We start from the raw sequence: 17,697 nt of genomic DNA, 5'->3' as shown, positions 1-17,697 counted from the left end.
CCCCGGACTCCACGGATATCTGCAGTTAGTTATTAGCAAGATTTAATCTTGCTGTCCCGGATATTAAAACTTGTTAAACCTTTTGATCATGCAAAGGAGTAAAATAATAATAGCATCCATATGTCGCAATATCAAAGCAATAACAACAGACAGGGCGGATCATCATGGAAAAAAGAAGCAAAATTCTGGGACTGGTTGTGATTGTGGCAGCCTTGCTTTATCTCGGGGTTGCCCTGTACTATGGCCTTTTCCCCTTCAAAAAAACAGACGCGGTTCCGGTTGAGCCATTTATCAGTTTCAAGCATGACGAGGAGAACCTTTTTGAATTAAAATATTACCCCTGCTCCGATGTCCAGGTCCTTGATCTTTCCATCAGCCGCGACGGGGCGGACATATTCTTTGGTAGCGATATAAAGTCAGTTGTATTGACCGATAACGGGGGAAATTTGAAATGGGAAAAGGATTTTGAAAGCGATCCCTTGCAGACAAAGATAAGTGCCTGCGGGCAATACCTGGCGATCGGAACCTCATCGGGAGGCCTTTTCTTGATCAAAGAAAACCAGGAGGTGATCAGGGAAAGTAACTTTGAAGGCCCGGTCACTCACCTGGCCCTTTCTTCTTCCGGAGAATGGCTGGTATCGGGGAGCGGGGGCAAGAACGGCTCTGAACGGCTTGCATATTACAATCATCGGACAGGTCAGGAATGGGATGTGGAGACAGGGACAATTCTCTGCCTCGCGGCATCATCAGATGATCAAGAGATTTACTACACGGAAAAGGAGGAGGACTCTTGCAGCACCGTGGTTCTTGACCTGCAAGGGAAAGAACTATGGAGGATTGAAGGTTCCGAGTTGAAAGCTTTGTCACCTGCGGGCAACTTCCTTGCGATGCAAGATGAAGTCGGCAATATCGTTGTTTACAACAACCTGATGGAGGAGATATGGAGAACGGCATGGAGGATGGATCCTGCGGAAGTTTTCATCAATCCCGCGGGTGACAGGATGCTGGTTTTTGATAAGCAGGGCAACCGGAAAAACAATCTTTATTTCTTTGATGCCCGGGGGAAACTGATCTGGGAAAATCTTGTCGACGTTGATGCCCGGGTTGCCTTTTCCCCGGACGGACGGGGTACAATATACTGCGCCGGGGTCCTGGAGAACAAGGTAAATAAAACCAGGGAGAGTTTTAGCAGGATGGTGCTGGTGAACGAGAAAGGCGAACCGGACAGGGAGATAGATCTTCCCATCAAGGTTGAAAGGGTCGTCGCTTCTCCGTGCAACAATGTATTTGTTATTGGCAATGATGGCAGTGTATATCAGGTCAATCTACTTGGCCGGAAGTAAACCAGAAGAATCCGCCACCCGTTGAAAAACATTTATGTCCCCCGATCCCATCTTTGAGAATATGAACAGATGGGTTTTTTTCGGTCAAAATATGGCCATGGCCGGCCGGGAAGCAATTGTTTTAATGTAAATTATGGGATAAAATATATAAAAAAAGGAGGAAGCAATAGGATCATGCTGAGACTAAAAAAAGAAATCAGTCAGTTGCTTTCCCCCTGGACAAATATAGATGCGGAGCAGATCCAGGAACTGCTGGAAATCCCCCCGGAAAAAAACATGGGGGATCTTTCCTTTCCCTGTTTCGTTCTGGCCAAGGAGAGACGCAAACCGCCGGCATTGATTGCCGGGGAACTGGCGGACCGGTTGCGCCACCAACAGGGGATCTACTGGAATGCCGTGGATTCCAAAGGCCCCTACCTGAATTTCCATATGAATTTCAACGCACTTGGCGGCAGGGTCATCGAAGAGATTCTTGCCGGAAGGCAATGGAATGAATGGTGCCATGAAGGCGAGGGGGGCACGGTAGTGATCGATTATTCTGCACCCAATATCGCCAAACCTTTTGGGGTCGGGCACCTGCGTTCCACGATCATCGGTAACGCCCTGTATCTGATTTACCGTGCTCTGGGGTACAATTGCGTGGGAATCAACCATCTCGGGGATTGGGGGACACAGTTCGGGAAACTGATAACCGCATACACCCTGTGGGGAGAAGAGCAAAAATTGCAGGATGATCCCGTTGATTATGCCTACGAGCTCTATGTCAAATTCCATCAGGAAGCAAAAAACCAGGAAAGCCTGGAAGACGATGCCCGCGATTGGTTCAGGCGCCTCGAGGGCGGTGAAAAGGAAGCCCTGTCTCTCTGGAAAACCTTCTGCCAATTCAGTCTGGAGGAGTTCAAGCGTGTCTACAGGATCCTTGGCATCGAATTTGATTATTATCACGGGGAAAGCCATTACAATCCATATCTGGAACAAACCCTGAGCCTGATAAAAGAAAAAGGCATCACCAGGATGAGTGACGGGGCACTGATCGTTGATCTGGAAAAGTACGGCCTGCCAACAAGCATTCTGCAGAAAAAAGACGGTACAACTCTTTACATGACCAGGGATATAGCCGCGGCAATTTACCGCCACGAACAATTCAATTTCTCAAGGATGCTCTATGTGGTGGGGTCGGAGCAGACTCTGCATTTTCAGCAGATGTTCAAGATACTGGAGTTGCTCGGCTACGATTGGGCCGAAAATTGTGTTCATGTCCCGTTCGGGCTTATCCGTTTCAAGGAAGGGCGGATGTCCACACGGGAAGGGAATGTTATCCTCCTTGAAGAGGTTGTCGACAGGGCCATCGCCCTTGCCGGGGATATAATAGAAGAAAAAAATCCCGATCTGCACGACAAGGAAAATGCGGCCCGCATTGTGGGCCTGGGGGCCATAAAATTCGGTGATCTGAGCAATGATCGTATCAAAAATATCGATTTTGATTGGGAGAAAGTCCTGGATTTTTCGGGTGAAACGGCTCCCTATATCCAGTATGCCCATGCCCGTATCTGCAGCATAACAAGGAAGGCCAGGGAGGAGCATCGCCACCTGCTGTCCGGGCATACCGATACAATGGAAATGATCAAAGAATTTACCGCGGAAGAGGAAGAATGCCTGGTAAAGGAACTGGCACTGATGCCCGATGCAATCTTGCGTTCGGCGGAAGCTGACAAGCCATCGCTGCTTGCCCGTTACCTCATCAATGTGGCGCGTGAGTTCAATCGTTTTTACCACAACTGCCCGGTTCTTGGTGCCGGGGACGACAAAAAGACATCATCCCGGTTGATTCTGATCGATGCCACGCGGATAGTGCTGGCCGGTGGACTGGAATTGTTGGGTATCGAAGCCCCGGAGGAAATGTAAGACAATCAGGGGATGGAGCAATGCTATGGGAAAGGGAGGTATCAACCATTGCTGGACGTTAAATTTATCAGAGACAATCCGGACGTGGTCAGAAGAGCGATGCAACTGAAAGGCGACGAGGCCAATCTTGACAGGCTGCTGGAGCTGGACAACAACAGAAGGGTCATGCTCAAGGATGTCGAGGAACTGAAACATCGACGCAATGTAGTCTCCAAAGAAATCGGCAATCGGAAAGCAAAAGGGGGGGAGGCCGGGGAGAAAGTTGCAGAAATGCGGCAGGTTGCAGACCGTATCAGGGAGATGGACGACAAATTGCGCCTGCTCAACGAGGAGATGGAGCAGATACTCCTGCATATCCCCAACATTCCCGATGAAGAGGTCCCACCGGGTGCTACCGAGGAGGACAATGTGGAAACCAGGCGGTGGGGAGAGCAACCACGGTTCGACTTTGAACCAAAAACTCACTGGGACCTGGGAGCCGATCTGAACATTCTCGATTTCCCGCGGGCCGGAAAGATAACGGGAAGCCGCTTTGCAATATATTACGGATTGGGGGCGCAACTGGAACGTGCCCTGATCAATTTTATGCTCGATCTGCATGTCCGGGAACATGGCTATCATGAAGTATTCCCTCCCTTCATGGTCAACAGCGAGAGCATGACCGGTACGGGCCAGCTACCCAAATTTGCCGAGGATGCCTTCAAGATCGAGGGACGGGATTACTACCTGGTGCCCACCGCGGAAGTTCCGGTAACCAACCTTCACCGCAACGAAATACTGCAGGAGGATGAACTGCCCATTTATTATGTGGCCTATACCGCATGTTTCAGGGCGGAAGCCGGCGCTCATGGTCGGGATACCCGGGGGCTGATACGCCAACATCAGTTCAACAAGGTAGAGCTGGTGAAATTCGTGACACCCCGGAGTTCTGATGACGAGCTGGAAAGCCTGGTGGCCAACGCGGAGAAGGTATTGCAGCTGTTGAATATTCCCTACCGCGTGATGCTCATGTGTGCAGGGGATCTGGGTTTTGCCGCCGCCAAAAAATACGATCTGGAGATATGGATGCCCTCTGCCCGGACCTACCGCGAAGTATCCTCCTGCAGCAATTTCCGCGATTTCCAGTCCCGCAGGGCGCAGATACGTTTTCGCCCGGCGGACAGGGAAAGGGTAGAATTTGTCCATACCCTGAATGGCTCGGGGCTGGCCATAGGCCGCACGGTTGCTGCATTGATGGAAAACTATCAACAGAAGGATGGAAGTATTGTCATTCCCGAGGTTCTGAGGAGATATTTCCCCGACCCGACGATTACCGTTATCCATTCGAATCGTTGAAAGGATGATACCTCCGAAAATGGGGTTAAAGAGTGATATTTGTAAAAGCATCGCAGGATTGCAAGTAAAGGCTGACGGCAGTCATTTCCTTTTTCACGGCCTTTGAATCAAATTGCCCCTATGTTTCTTTCAGACCCTCGATGAAAGCAAGGACGTTTCTACCCAGGACGTAATGATTGTAACCGCCTTCAAGGATGCCGAAGCAGCCTCCCCCGTTGCGTTGGGCGGCTTGTTTCATCAGCCGGCCCATGCAGGTATAATCTTCCGTTTTCAGCAGCCCGCCCCAGTCGGCTTCGTGATTGTCAAATCCGGCGGAGGCGGCGATCATATCCGCATCGGTTTCGGCCAATTCATTTTCCACCTCTTCCAGATATTCGGGCCGCTTCTGTGCGGAAGGATTGCAGATCGTAACGTATTCCCTGTTGCCCAGGATATTGACATTTCCATCACCGAAGTGCAGATCGAAATCCAGAATAAATGCCTTTCCGATTTCCCCCCGGTTTTTCAGGTGTTCCAGGGCGATGGCCATGTTGTTGAAATAACAAAAACCCCAGGAACTGTTTGCCGATGCGTGATGGCCGGGGGGGCGGATGAGGGCAAAACATGGTTCGGAAAGGGCGATCTCGGCAGCCTTGATGGCGCCCCCTGCCGCCAGTGCTGCAATGTCATACAAACCGGCCCTTTCCACGGATTTTACATGTTCCGGTGTATGTATCGATAGAATAATTTCTTCCGATGCCGGTTCCGGTTCAACAAATGAAACCCTTCCTTCAAGGGCCTTTACAACCGCCTGGATCCTTCCTTCGGAAGCGGCTGGATCGGATGTGTAAACCTCGTTATAATCTTCATGGTAAACAACCTTCATTCCGGATAACTCCTTTTTCAAACCGATTTTGTGATACACCGCTACAGGTGGAGGCAGGCCGGAATGGGATCATGATGGACCGGGTGTAGCCGCCCCCGCACGGTTTCTCTGCTTGTTTTATTCTGCACGGGTGAACATATTTCCTTTTTGTCGGAATACAGGACACTGACCCCCGGGGGTTCTCTGATTTTTTCTGCAGCAGGTGACACCGTCCTGGCTACCTGTACAGATTGACTATGTAAACAGGATTGTGTTATACTGTTTTCGCACCCGGAGGGGTGTCCGAGAGGTTTAAGGAGCCGGTCTTGAAAACCGGTGACCCGAGAGGGCCGTGGGTTCGAATCCCACCCCCTCCGCCACGAATCAGGGAGAGATGGCCGAGAGGTCGAAGGCGGTCGCCTGCTAAGCGATTAAGCGGTTAACAGCTGCTTCGTGGGTTCAAATCCCACTCTCTCCGCCAAAAGAATTGGGCGCCCGTAGCTCAGTGGATTAGAGCGACTGACTACGGATCAGTAGGTCGGGGGTTCAAGTCCTCCCGGGCGTGCCATAAATAAAACCCGCTGACGGAGCGGGTTTTATTTATTAACATTCCGTGACATGGAACGGCCTGATCGTATATTACTTGTGTTATAATTTGTGGGAAGAGTTTGCAGGTAGTTGAAAATCGGGGGATGTGAGACAGTGCCACACAATCTGGAAAGGATCTGTCAATATATCGATCATACCCTGTTGAAGCCCGAGGCCACCGCCGTGCAGGTGGTGCAGCTTTGCAAGGAGGCGCGGCAGTATGGTTTTGCTTCCGTATGTGTGAACCCCTGTCACATACCGCTTGTTGCGCGGGAATTGAAGGCCACCGGGATCCGGACCTGCTCGGTGGTCGGGTTTCCCCTGGGGGCCCACAGGACGGAAATAAAGGCTGCGGAAGCTGCGCTGGCAGTTGAAGATGGTGCCGATGAAATTGACATGGTGCTTGACATCGGTGCGCTGAAAGATGGCCGGGGCAACCAGGTATCGGAAGATATCAAGGCGGTGATCAGGGCCGTGGCGGGGCGGGCGCTGGTAAAGGTGATCATCGAGTGTTCTCTCTTGACCGCGGCGGAGAAAGTTACGGCCTGCCGGTTGGCCGTCGGGGAGGGGGCCGATTTTGTCAAAACCTCCACCGGGTTCGGCCACGGTGGGGCCACCGTGGAAGATGTTCGCCTGATGCGCAGCACGGTGGGGCCGGACATCGGGGTCAAGGCTTCCGGGGGAATCAGGGACCTCGAGACCCTGTTGCAGATGATCGATGCCGGTGCCAGCAGGATAGGAAGCAGCTCCGGGGTGGCTATTGCCAGGGAGCTTGAAAACAAAAAATAATATTTTTAACTGCATGAAGGGCATCGTATGTTCAGGAAAATATTTTTGGCGTGGAGGCAGGAACCACGGAAAGAAAGGAGTTTGCACGGTGAAAGATCGGGTCAGCAGCCTGGAACAGGAACGCGAGAAGTTGAGGCGTTACATGCAGGAACATGCCTTCAAGGTAGGGAAATTCCGTCTCACCTCGGGCAAGATGAGCGGGTATTATTTCAACAGTAAAAATGTAATTCTCACTGCAGAAGGCGCCTATCTCGTGGCCCGGGCTTTTCTGGAGAGAATCAGGGGCATCGAAGTTGATGCCATAGGCGGAGCGGCCATGGGGGCTGTCCCGCTTGCAGGCTCGTTGGCGCCGCTATGTTACCAGGAGGGGCTCGCCCATATCAAATTTTTCATCGATCGTAAAGAGGCCAAAAAACATGGCGACTCCAAAAGGATCGAGGGGCCACCGCTTGAACCGGGGGCCAGGATAATCGTGGTCGAGGATGTGGTCACCACGGGAGGCTCTGCTCTGGGAACGGCCTCTTATCTTCGCGAAAAGGGGTTTGAAATTTTAAAAGTGCTGGCCTTGCTTGATCGCAAGGAAGGGGCTGCCCGGGCCTTTGCGGGGGAGGGTTTTGTCCTGGATGCGGTATTCACCATAGATGATTTCAACCTCGGGGACTGAGGATGGTTTGCCCGGGCGGATGGTCGGTGAGGGGCCATGGTCAAGGCTTTACAAACGGCGGCAACGGATATATATTGGTAGGGGGGAAGGTCCATCTACGAGGCAGATCTTGAATATATGCAGTTGGCATTGGAGGAAGCCCGTGAAGCCTTCCTTGAAGGGGAGGTTCCGGTGGGGGCGGTGCTTGTCGGTGACGGGAAAGTGATCGCCTCCGACCATAACCGCAGGGAAAAAAGCGGCGATGCCACGGCACACGCCGAAATGCTGGTCATCCGGGAAGCATGTCGCAAATCGGGGAGCTGGCGCTTGACGGGAACCACGGTCTATGTCACCTTGGAGCCCTGCTCCATGTGTGCCGGCGCCCTTGTGCAGGCCCGGGTGGAAAGGCTGGTTTACGGTGCGGCTGACCCCAAGGCGGGGGCGGTGCGCAGCCTGTACAATCTGGTACAGGATGAACGGCTGAATCACCGTATGAAGGTAACACCGGGAGTCCTGGAGGAAGAGTGCGGCGAGCTTCTGTCGCGTTTTTTTCAGATGCGTCGGGCATGAAAGTAGCATGGAGAGATGGCCGAGCTGGACGAAGGCGCTCGACTCGAAATCGAGTAAGTGGTGATGAGCCGCTTCCAGGGTTCGAATCCCTGTCTCTCCGCCAGATCATGAAAGGCAGCTTCGGAAGAGGCTGCCTTTTCATCTTTCCAGAATTCAAAGATTCCGTGTACAGGTTTTGTGGCCCGGATTCGCCGGAAAGCACGCACCGGTACCTTGAAAAACTTTTCGGGGGAGATGGTGAAAGCATCATTTGCTGGCCGGGAATTGCTGTTTATGCAGGCAGGGCTGCAAGGATTATTTTTCCGTTGGGAGTTGATGGTCCACGTTGCCAAAGATGAGGCGGTCGAGGTCTTTTTTGCTCGTGGATTGATATTTTTTTTTCATCAGGGCATAGAATACAACCCCCAGCACGGACCATACGATCAGTGCAACCAGGGATTGATGGGACAGGGATGAGGGCATTCCCGGCAGGAGCAGCAGAAAAAGAAAAGAAACGGAGAGAATCGCTCCCACGAGCCCGAGCGTCCTGGTCTTGCTGGCCGAAACATCCCTGATACCCCTGGCCAGGACGAACACCCCGAGACTGGTATAGAGATAGGCGATTGCGCCACCGGTGGAAGCCATATCCACTACCCAGAGAATGACTTCCCGGCCGAACCAGGGGGTGGCCAGGGATATGGCCATGGAAAAAAGAAGAGCGTTGGAGGGCGTATGATAGCGGGGATGGATCTTCTCGAACCAGGTCGGCAGTGCCCTGGCCCTGGACATGGCAAACAGCAGGCGGCTTGCAGCCACATAAAAACCGTTTATTCCTGAAACGATGGCAGCGGTCAGAGCCAGGCCCAGGAAGATCATGCCTGTTTTTCCCAGGAGCTCTTCCGTAGCCTGCCCCGTGGCCCAGATGGGGTTGCCGGCGATAAACTCTTCCCAGGGAAAGACCATGGCGGTAACCGCGGAAACGGCGACATAACAGAACGCGCCACTCCCGATGGCCAGGGCCATGAGTTTGAAGGTTTTTTGGGGTGAGAAATCAAATTCTTCGGCAGCCTGCGGGATACAGTCGAATCCGATGTAAGCCCATGGTGCTATGGCCACAATGGCCAGTACGCCGGTCAGAGGGACACTTCCCGTGGGGAATCCGGGCAGAAGATTGCGGAAGGAGGCCTGTGGGCTGACAAACGCCGCTGCAATCAGGACGATTACCGAACCGAGCAGTGCCACGACCATGATGGTCTGCATGAATCCGGCGATCTCCACGCCGCGATTGTTGGCGTAAGCGAAAAAAATCAGAGCGATGCAGGCTATCGCTATCTCCCCGGCGTAGACTTCCCAGCCGGCGATGGAGTACATGTAACCTTTCTGAAAAACACCGGGTATCATGTAACGGCCGATAAGCCCGAGGGTTGTAGCATTCAAAGAGACGATGGAAAGATAAGTCAGGACCAGAAACCAGCCGCATACGAAGGCATGAACTCTCCCAAAACATTTGTATGTATAGGCGAATGCACCTCCTGCCACGGGCAGTTTCCTGACCATGTAGCCGTAGTTTGATGCTATAAGAATGGTAATCAGAGCCCCCAGGGTCATTCCTATGGCTGTCCCCAGGGGGCCTGCGGTGGGCAGAAAAAGGTTGCCGGGCAACACGAAACACCCGAAACCGATGATGCTCCCCATCGCAATGGCAAAGATGGGAAACGGTTTCAGTGATTTTTCCAATTTTTTTCTTTCATTTTGCATTGCTACGGCCTCCCTGTGTTGTAAATATTACCCGGTTATGAACACAATTCCTTGTTTGTTCAACATTAATATCATAAATCAAAAAGTCGGATATGGCAATCGGGCAGCCCCGGAAAGGAAAAACTCAGTCCGGAACGGGGGCGTCGGGTGGGGAGAAAGGAGATGCCGATATGGGGTGGTGATTCCGGTGGGAAAAGGCGTAAAATACTGCCGGATGATGCCATCGGGCCGGATTGCAATGGTTCAGTCCGTTCGGGAGAGGATGTTGACTATGAGCAAGTTACGCCCATTTTTATCGATGTTGAGGAAGCGGAGGCATTATTGATTTTTGTTGGCGATGTTCTAAAATATGGGGACGGTTGGCCCGGAGGGGTCAGCCTTTTGTTCAGGATTCAAGTAACAGGAAGAAAGGAGGTCAGTAGAGTGTTTGAAGCAAAATGGACCGGATGGCTCTGCATGTTGATGGTGTTTGCCCTGGTGTTGTCATGGTATCCACCTGCGGTTGATGCCGCTGCCCGCGAGTGTATGAACAAACAGAGCCCGGTCAAGGCAATATTTGCCGACAATCTGATCGGCAAGGCAGCGAAGAAAGCAGATAAAAGTTCCGCCGTCCGGCCAAATTGCCCGTGCAGATCGGAGACGATAAAATGGGATCTCACTCCCGAGGAAATGAAGCTTTTTGCACAACTGGTTCATGCCGAGGCCAATGGTGAACCGTACAGCGGAATGGTTGCGGTTGCGGCAACGGTGCTGAACCGTATCCATGACAAAAATTATCCTGATGACCTCAAGGGTGTGATCTTCCAGCTGGAATCCGGGCATTACCAGTATTCACCCGTAAGGGATGGCCGTATCTGGCAGGAAGCGGAACAGCCCGCATTGCGGGCAATCAAGGATGCGCTCAAGGGAGAGGATCCATCCGGAGGAGCTACAAGTTTTTACAATCCACGCAAGACAGATGACCGATGGGTCAGGCGGCAACCGGTAACCAATGTTATCGGCAACCATGTGTTTTTCAAAAGCAGGTGAATGATTTCAAGGCGTGGGGGCGGCCCCGGCCAGAGAGGGCGGCCGCCCCATGTTGTGCCCCGGTGTAGCGGTTGCCCGGGAGCTGCCGCGGGAAAATGTTTGGGGAAGATCTTCACCGCGACCCTGGAAAGAATGACATGTCAATCACTGACATTATCGATGGTGGGCGTAGCCATTGGCGGGCAATATTGCGCGACATATTTCCCGGGAAATAAACAAAAACGGAGACAATATCCATGCAACAGGGTTGTTACATCCTGTAAAAGAGTAAAAAGATGGGAAAAGGTGACGGATTTTGGTGGTGTAAGCCCGAAGAAGAAGCGTTGCAGGGGAAAGGGGAAGATGGTATGCGCATTTTGGGCCTGCACGGTTGGCATGAAAAGTGGTGTTGAACGGATCAAGATGAGAAGGCTCCTGATGGAAATTAATGTCATCTGATCGACAGGCGGTCATCGAACTTTTCAGGGAGAGGACGGCATTTCGCGAAGCAGCAGGGATCGTTAAAGGCGAACCTTGATCTACAGGGGGAGCTGGTAAATCCGGGATGTTGAAGAAGATAAGAAAGTACAGGGGCCGTTCATGCAGAACGGCCCCCTGTATTGATAGTTTCATTCCGTTGTTCAAACCTGTGAAACATTCTTTGCTTTTCTTCTGCGGATTATCAGGTAGACCAGTAGCAAAAGCAGCAATCCTGCAGGCAGATACCAGACCTGCAGCGGGACACCTTTACCATAATTCACCCGCCCCATGGTCGATTGATAGTAGGATGGAATTTCGGGGTATCCGGATTCACCCACCGGCTGTTTCAATGCATACTCGACCACCGTCTGCCATACTTTCAGCTGTTCACCCTCCGGCGAATATACGATCAGGGTATCCAGATCTTCCACCGGGTTGCCTGCACTGTCTTTGGGAACTATTTTCATCATCGGCAGAAAGTCCCCGATCATTGGCAGATAGGAGAGAACATACAGGTCTGTTGCCACCGAATACAGCTTTTCAGGATCGATCGGCTGATAGTCCCCGTCATCGGCAGTCTGTACTCCCTCTTTCACATATGCTTCCGATTCAAGGACAGCATGAAGTGAAGGAAGGGGGAAGATGGTGAAGGGGATTTTGAATATGATGGTTCTGTCCGGATCGTAGGTGAAGCGCAATCCCGACCATTGGAGGAAAAATTCATTTCCGAATGCTTCGGGAAGCAAGGCGGCGATCTCCAGAACGCGGGAAATTTCCTTGCCGTTCAGATAGAACGAGACCATGGGGTAGCCGGGATCACCGTCGGGGTCGCTGCCCAGCCCGACCTGCTCCACGATATCGTAGAAGGAAATGCGGTTCAGGGAATAGGGTTCTGTTCCGGGAATAATACTGCCACGTATGGAGCCATTGGCCTGGACGGCAAAATCAACCTTCTTTCCCGTTTTCTCCTCGGTGATGAGGCGCATTGCATCGGCGACAAAGTTGCCCAGGGTTGATTCTTCAAGCGGAGGTTTGTTGGGCAAGGGAAAGTCCGCATAGGCAATGGTATCCATGATACTGTTTACTTTCCCGCCGGTGCGTTCACTGATAAAGGAATCAAGTTCGCCGATGTATTCCTCCAGGGCGTCCATCATTCCGGGGTGAGGGGGGACAGTGCCATCCAGAGGGCGCAGATAGGGAACTCCATTTTCTGTGTTGCGGAGGCGCACTTTCCCCGTTTCAGGGTTGTAGGCGACTTCCAGGATCCCCATGTAATGAAGAAGCGAACCGGTCTGCACGATGATCGTCTCGCCCTCGATCACCGGTTCTTCCAGGACGGTATGACTGTGGCCGCCGACAACGATATCTATTCCTTTGACCTTGCGTGCCAGCTGCTGATCTTCATCCACACCGCAATGGGTGATGGCGATGATGATATCGGCCCCCTGTTCTTTCAATTCGGCGACCGCTTCCCTGGCGGCCTCTGTCTGGTCGGCAAAATCGATGTCCTTGACATTGGAGGAAGCAAAGATAACGGCTGTCTCCCCGATCAGTCCAAACAGACCGATTTTCAACCCTTCAACTTCCAGCATGTGCGTGTTCTTGATGAGTCCCGGTTCCCCGAGCGGATGATCGGGTGCCAGAATATTCGATGATATCAATGCAGTTTTTTCATGAGCTTCGGGATAGCCCGCTTCTTTCAGATAGTCGAGCAAGACATCTTCGCCAAAATCAAATTCATGGTTGCCGATGGTGACGGCATCGTACCCCATCTGTTGCAGCAATTTCAACTCCGGGGCGGAGCCTTGAGTGGACAGCCAGGCGAAAGATGATCCCCCAAGGTAATCGCCGGCAGAAAAAAGCAGAACCTCTTCACCCTCACTGTTTTTGCGTTCCCTGACCTCTTCGATAGCCGTGGCCAGGCGCGCGAAGCCCCCGATGGCGTTATTCTTTTTTTCGGGATCGAAATCGATGGCCGGGGAATGTGCCAGAAGGGAGGAATGTTCATCGTTTGTATGCAGAATGGTAAATAATATTTCCCCGTCCACAGCCTCTGCTGCAACAGCAGGGCCGTATAACAGTTGCATGAAGGGGGAGAACAGCAGGGCCAGGACCAAACAGATGGTTAAAGCAATATTGTACTTTCCAGGGGACATGAATGATCACACACCTCTCCTAATCTTTTATAAATTATTATAACATTGTAGCATCATCTTTCAAAGTTGACTGCAGGGTGGCGGGGGGAGATTTCCCATGTTTCCGTTCAGGTTTTTTGAAGCCGCCACGCAAATCCTGTTTGCTTCATATGTGGCGGTGTCCGCGTCGGGTTCATGCAATAAAAAGCGGGGATCCCGGCAAAAATAAAGTGGTTTGTACGGAGCCGATTCACGAGTCCGGCCTGTTGAATACAGCAAGGCAAAGTGTTATACTGAATGGTGCCAGGAGGCAAATTGCTTTGTATGGAGAGATGGCTGAGTGGACGAAGGCGCTCGCCTGGAAAGCGAGTAGATGGGGCAAAACCTCGTCTCGAGGGTTCGAATCCCTCTCTCTCCGCCATTGTTTTTGGGTCGTGCTAGACGGGAAGGTAGCGGTGTCCTGTACCCGCAATCCGCTATAGCGGGGTTTAATTCCTGCCCTCGGGCTCTTTGGTCCCCAGGGCTGCCTCGGGAAAGTGACGAAGAAAGTTCGGTCCTGTGCGGCGCAAGCTCATAAATCCCGTCAGGTCCGGGAGGAAGCAGCGGTAAGTGAGATGTTGCGGGTGCCACGGGGTAGCCGAACCGGAGTTAACTGCCCGGGTTCCGCCTGGAGACGGAGGACAAAGGCAGGTGCACGGCCTAAATTGTATCTTTTTCCATTTTGGCTGAAAGATTCGCTGTACAGGAGGATCCATCAAAAGGTGTCTTACCGTAGTTTGTATCGGCGCTGGCGTCCCCTAAAATTCAATCAGATAGTCGGCCAGGAACATATCACGCGCACGCTTCAGAATGCGCTTTTGCGTGGCAATGTTTCCCACGCTTACCTGTTTTGTGGGCCAAGGGGCACGGGAAAAACAACAGTTGCCAAGATTATTGCCCGTGCCGTCAACTGTCCCAACCTCTCGCAAGAGGCAGAACCCTGTGGCGAATGTTCCTCCTGCAGACAGATCATGGAAGGTTCTTCGATGGATGTGCAGGAACTTGACGCTGCTTCGAACCGTGGCATCGATGAGGTGCGTGATTTGAGAGAAAAAACACGGTATGTTGCCACCCAGGGGCAGTACAAGGTTTATATCATCGATGAGGTACACATGCTTACCCATGAAGCTTTCAATGCCCTGTTGAAGACACTTGAAGAGCCGCCCCCGGGCGTTATTTTTATCCTGGCCACCACGGATCCTTCCAGATTGCCCTCCACGGTGATCTCGCGCTGTCAGCGTCTTGACTTCCGCCTTCTGACCTCGGAGGAAATAAAAGAGAGAATGGCGGAAGTGGCCCGCAAGGAAGATTGGCCTTTCGAGGAGGAGGCGCTCCGGCTCATTGCCCGGCTGTCTGAAGGGGCGATGAGGGATGCTCTTGGATTGCTGGAACAGGCTCATGCTCTCGGAGAAGGCAAGGTCATGGCCGAAAACGTCTATATTCTGACGGGGCTGGCCAGGGAAGAAGCGGTGGGACGGGTGGTGGAGGCCCTGGTAAAGGAGGATATCGTGGGCGGGCTGGCAGCGGCCCGGGAGATTGCCTTCGGGGGGAAGGATCTCTATTTGTTTCTCAAGGAACAGATCATCTTTTTCAAGCAACTGCTGGTAGTCCAGTCGGCGGGATTGGAGGCCCTCGAAGATAAAAGATATGAAAAATATTTGAAGCAATACAGCAATATATTCTCGGATGACGTCTTGCTGGAGATGATTTCATTGCTGCATGAGACAACCGGTGAGATACGTTTTGCCGAGCATGCTTTTTTTATACTGGAAACACTTTTCTTGAATATGTTGAAAGTGGCAAAAAGCAATGCCATGGACAAATCCATGAGACGTCTGATACAAAGGATTGAAAAACTGGAAAAAGGATCTGTCAACGCCGGGGCGGAGCAGAAATCATCTGATCCGGATGCTGACTTGCAGGAAGTGGAGAAGAACGGCAAGATGGCCGCGGATGTTGAAACAGCCGGGGAGATCGCCGTGGAAAAATTGCCCCGTGCAGACGAAAAAGAGAAGGTTACCCCTTCTTCCGGGGGCGTTTCCTCTGGCGGCGATCCCCTTTCATCGGCAGGCAAACTTCATGCTGCGATAGTCGGGCTTCTCAGGGAGAAGAAAAAAGGGATCAGCACATTGACTCTGCTCGAGATGGTCCACCCCGTATCGTTGACCCGTGGAGTTCTTACCCTTTCGTATGATAGCAATCTGGATTTTTTGAAAGGCAAATTGACCGAACCGGGGCGGCTGAGGCTGCTGGAAGGGGTTGCGGCTCAATTGGCGGGCAAGAAGATCCGTATCAAGCTGGAACCCCGGATTTCTTCCCGGGACGGGGAAGAAGACAGGCCCGGATCGCCCGATGGTATTCCCGAAGGCGAATTGGAAAAAGAACCGCCGCCGGGCCCGGAAGAAGCCAGGCCCGCGGTGACATCGGCGGCTGAAAAATCGCATTCCGCGGAGAAAGAAGCCAGGGGGTACCGGGGCAGTTCTGCAAAAAAGGCAGAGGCCGGGGACGATTTGATATTGAATGAGGCTTTGAAGTTATTCAAGGGCAAGATAATTGAAAGCGAAAACTGATTTTACTATCAAGGGGAGGTTACCAGATGGCCAATTTGGGGAAGATGATGAAACAGCTCCAGCAAGTTCAGAACAAGGTAATGAGAATGCAGGAAGAGATTGCGGAAAGAGAGATCGAAGCCACCAGCGGCGGTGGCGCGGTGCGTGTGGTCGCCAGCGGGGCCAAGAAACTGCTTTCTGTTTCCATCGCTCCGGAAGCGATTGATCCGGATGATCCGGAGATGTTGGAGGATCTGATTGTAGCAGCGGTAAACGAGGTTATGGACCGGGTGGATGCGGTCACTGCCGAGGAGATGAAAAAAGTAACCGGTGGAATGGAACTTCCCCCGGGGTTGCTGTGATTTATGAATATAACGGTAGGGCTCGATAGAGGGGATCGATGATGAACTATCCGCCATCATTGCAGAATCTGATAGAAATGTTCTGCCGTTTTCCGGGGATAGGGCCGAAGACTGCGCAGCGCCTTGTTTTCTTCCTGTTGTCGCGGCCCCCGGAGGAGGCCGAGCAGATGGCCAGGGCCATGGTCCGGGCACGAAAAAAAATACGTTATTGTTCCATCTGTGCCGGTTTTACCGAAAATGACCCCTGCAACTTGTGCACGGATGCCCGGCGTGACCAATCCATCATCTGTGTGGTTCAACACCCGCATGATGTGATGGTCGTCGAGAAGACGGGGCATTATCGTGGGCGTTATCATGTTTTGCACGGAGCCCTCTCGCCCCTGGATGGGATCGGACCCGAGGAGTTGAGAATACCACTATTGAAAGAGAGAGTTGCCTCGGGGGAGGTCAAGGAAGTTATCGTTGCTACCAATCCCAATGTGGAAGGGGATGCCACGGCTGTTTTCATTGCCCGCAACCTTAAACCCCTGGGCGTGAAAGTTACCCGGATTGCTTTTGGCCTGCCTGTAGGTGGCGATCTGGAGTATGCCGATGTGCAGACCATGGGTCGTTCATTGGCAGGCAGAGTAGAAATATGACAGGCTTTACTTCGGCAAACGATGAAAAAAAAGAAATTTGTTTTATTATCAATCGTTGTTCTGATCACCACTTCTTTTTTCGTACTCGCTGTCCTTTCTTGCTTTAACTTGCTTCCACGCAGGTTCTACAGAGCCGAAGATTTTGGGATCGAAACCATATACAGCAAGAATGATTATAACCATAACGGCGTTGATGACTATACCGATATTCTGCACGGGGCAAGGAAAGATGCCTCCAGAAGGCCCCGCTACAGGAGTCTTTATTATGCGGGCGGTTATCCCCCGGAAGATGAAGGCGTCTGCACTGATCTGGTCTGGCGGGCATTTGCCAGCGCGGGATATTCACTGAAAGAGATGGTTGATGAAGATATAGAAAATAATTTATCGATGTATCCGCGCGTTGATGGCAAGCCGGATCAAAATATCGATTTCAGAAGGGTGCCCAACTTGAAAGTGTTTTTTGAACGACATGCCCGCTCCCTGACCCTTGATCCTTACGCAATCGAGCAATGGCAGCCAGGGGATATCGTTATCTTTGGAGAAAACTACAATCATATCGGTATTATTTCGGACAGGCGCAACATCGATGGAATCACGTATCTGATTCACAATGCCGGGCAACCGGTGCGGGAGGAAGATGTTCTGATACACTGGCACGGGACGCACGGGATCACGGGGCATTACCGTTTTGATTACCGGCCATGAAATGGCCTCTTTTTTTGGCTGAACGGG

Annotated in this window: 15 protein-coding genes, 5 tRNA genes and 1 other RNA gene; 17 read left to right on the top strand and 4 right to left on the bottom strand. The window is 52.1% G+C overall.

The genetic code is table 11. The features are described from left to right. Window positions 1–164: 164 nt before the first annotated feature. The 3 genes from GX364_05130 to serS all read left to right on the top strand — a co-directional run bounded on the left by GX364_05130 (window position 165) and on the right by serS (window position 4,583). Window positions 165–1,343 carry a hypothetical protein gene (locus GX364_05130; protein NLI70225.1) on the top strand — a complete coding sequence of 393 codons (1,179 nt, stop codon included), beginning with the start codon at window positions 165–167 and terminating at the stop codon, window positions 1,341–1,343. A gap of 174 nt (window positions 1,344–1,517) precedes the next feature. Further along, window positions 1,518–3,248: an arginine--tRNA ligase gene (gene argS, locus GX364_05125; protein ID NLI70224.1), complete on the top strand. Its 1,731-nt coding sequence runs from the start codon at window positions 1,518–1,520 to the stop codon at window positions 3,246–3,248. Window positions 3,249–3,296: 48 nt separating this feature from the next. After that, window positions 3,297–4,583 (top strand): serine--tRNA ligase, encoded by a 1,287-nt coding sequence (gene serS / locus GX364_05120; protein NLI70223.1) that lies wholly within the window; start codon window positions 3,297–3,299, stop codon window positions 4,581–4,583. Window positions 4,584–4,701: 118 nt separating this feature from the next. On the opposite strand, the gene GX364_05115 is transcribed toward serS, so the two are convergent. Beyond that, window positions 4,702–5,448: a histone deacetylase family protein gene (locus tag GX364_05115; protein ID NLI70222.1), complete on the bottom strand. Its 747-nt coding sequence runs from the start codon at window positions 5,446–5,448 to the stop codon at window positions 4,702–4,704. Window positions 5,449–5,720: 272 nt separating this feature from the next. Between GX364_05115 and GX364_05110 the strand changes: the two genes are divergently transcribed. The 7 genes from GX364_05110 (at window position 5,721) to GX364_05080 (ending at window position 8,120) form a co-directional block, all read left to right on the top strand. Continuing rightward, a tRNA-Ser gene (locus GX364_05110) sits at window positions 5,721–5,807 on the top strand. Window positions 5,808–5,815: 8 nt separating this feature from the next. Then, window positions 5,816–5,908: transfer RNA gene (locus tag GX364_05105), tRNA-Ser, on the top strand. Window positions 5,909–5,918: 10 nt separating this feature from the next. After that, a tRNA-Arg gene (locus tag GX364_05100) sits at window positions 5,919–5,995 on the top strand. Window positions 5,996–6,141: 146 nt separating this feature from the next. Further along, window positions 6,142–6,804: a deoxyribose-phosphate aldolase gene (deoC, locus tag GX364_05095; GenBank protein NLI70221.1), complete on the top strand. Its 663-nt coding sequence runs from the start codon at window positions 6,142–6,144 to the stop codon at window positions 6,802–6,804. A gap of 88 nt (window positions 6,805–6,892) precedes the next feature. After that, window positions 6,893–7,468 carry an orotate phosphoribosyltransferase gene (gene pyrE, locus GX364_05090; GenBank protein ID NLI70220.1) on the top strand — a complete coding sequence of 192 codons (576 nt, stop codon included), beginning with the start codon at window positions 6,893–6,895 and terminating at the stop codon, window positions 7,466–7,468. Window positions 7,469–7,585: 117 nt separating this feature from the next. After that, a complete protein-coding gene (locus GX364_05085; GenBank protein ID NLI70219.1) occupies window positions 7,586–8,017 on the top strand; it encodes a nucleoside deaminase in 432 nt (143 codons plus the stop codon). Window positions 8,018–8,026: 9 nt separating this feature from the next. After that, window positions 8,027–8,120, top strand: a tRNA-Ser gene (locus GX364_05080). Window positions 8,121–8,311: 191 nt separating this feature from the next. Here the strand turns inward: GX364_05080 and GX364_05075 are convergent. After that, entirely contained in the window at window positions 8,312–9,754 is a 1,443-nt protein-coding gene (locus GX364_05075) for an APC family permease (protein ID NLI70218.1), read from the bottom strand. Window positions 9,755–9,901: 147 nt separating this feature from the next. Here GX364_05075 and GX364_05070 point away from each other — a divergent pair, with 147 nt between their 5' ends. Then, a complete protein-coding gene (locus GX364_05070) occupies window positions 9,902–10,783 on the top strand; it encodes a cell wall hydrolase (GenBank protein ID NLI70217.1) in 882 nt (293 codons plus the stop codon). Between the two features lie 140 nt (window positions 10,784–10,923). Here the strand turns inward: GX364_05070 and GX364_05065 are convergent, their stop codons facing one another. After that, window positions 10,924–11,184 (bottom strand): hypothetical protein, encoded by a 261-nt coding sequence (locus GX364_05065; GenBank protein ID NLI70216.1) that lies wholly within the window; start codon window positions 11,182–11,184, stop codon window positions 10,924–10,926. A 219-nt stretch (window positions 11,185–11,403) separates the two neighbouring features. Beyond that, window positions 11,404–13,398 (bottom strand): bifunctional metallophosphatase/5'-nucleotidase, encoded by a 1,995-nt coding sequence (locus GX364_05060; GenBank protein NLI70215.1) that lies wholly within the window; start codon window positions 13,396–13,398, stop codon window positions 11,404–11,406. A 305-nt stretch (window positions 13,399–13,703) separates the two neighbouring features. Between GX364_05060 and GX364_05055 the strand changes: the two genes are divergently transcribed. The 6 genes from GX364_05055 to GX364_05030 all read left to right on the top strand — a co-directional run bounded on the left by GX364_05055 (window position 13,704) and on the right by GX364_05030 (window position 17,670). Further along, a tRNA-Ser gene (locus GX364_05055) sits at window positions 13,704–13,798 on the top strand. An 11-nt stretch (window positions 13,799–13,809) separates the two neighbouring features. Next, window positions 13,810–14,075: signal recognition particle sRNA large type (gene ffs, locus GX364_05050), an RNA gene on the top strand. 63 nt (window positions 14,076–14,138) lie between these two features. Then, a complete protein-coding gene (gene dnaX / locus GX364_05045) occupies window positions 14,139–15,986 on the top strand; it encodes a DNA polymerase III subunit gamma/tau (protein ID NLI70214.1) in 1,848 nt (615 codons plus the stop codon). A 26-nt stretch (window positions 15,987–16,012) separates the two neighbouring features. Next, window positions 16,013–16,327, top strand: coding sequence for a YbaB/EbfC family nucleoid-associated protein (locus GX364_05040; GenBank protein NLI70213.1), 315 nt, complete (start codon window positions 16,013–16,015; stop codon window positions 16,325–16,327). Window positions 16,328–16,368: 41 nt separating this feature from the next. Further along, window positions 16,369–16,965: a recombination protein RecR gene (gene recR, locus GX364_05035; GenBank protein ID NLI70212.1), complete on the top strand. Its 597-nt coding sequence runs from the start codon at window positions 16,369–16,371 to the stop codon at window positions 16,963–16,965. Between the two features lie 21 nt (window positions 16,966–16,986). Beyond that, window positions 16,987–17,670 (top strand): DUF1287 domain-containing protein, encoded by a 684-nt coding sequence (locus GX364_05030; GenBank protein NLI70211.1) that lies wholly within the window; start codon window positions 16,987–16,989, stop codon window positions 17,668–17,670. Window positions 17,671–17,697: the final 27 nt, after the last annotated feature.

The organism is Bacillota bacterium, assembly GCA_012518215.1.
Lineage (GTDB): Bacteria > Bacillota > Dethiobacteria > DTU022 > PWGO01 > JAAYSV01.
Note: the sequence above shows the minus strand (reverse complement) of the source record. Positions and strands in the feature narration are given on the sequence as shown.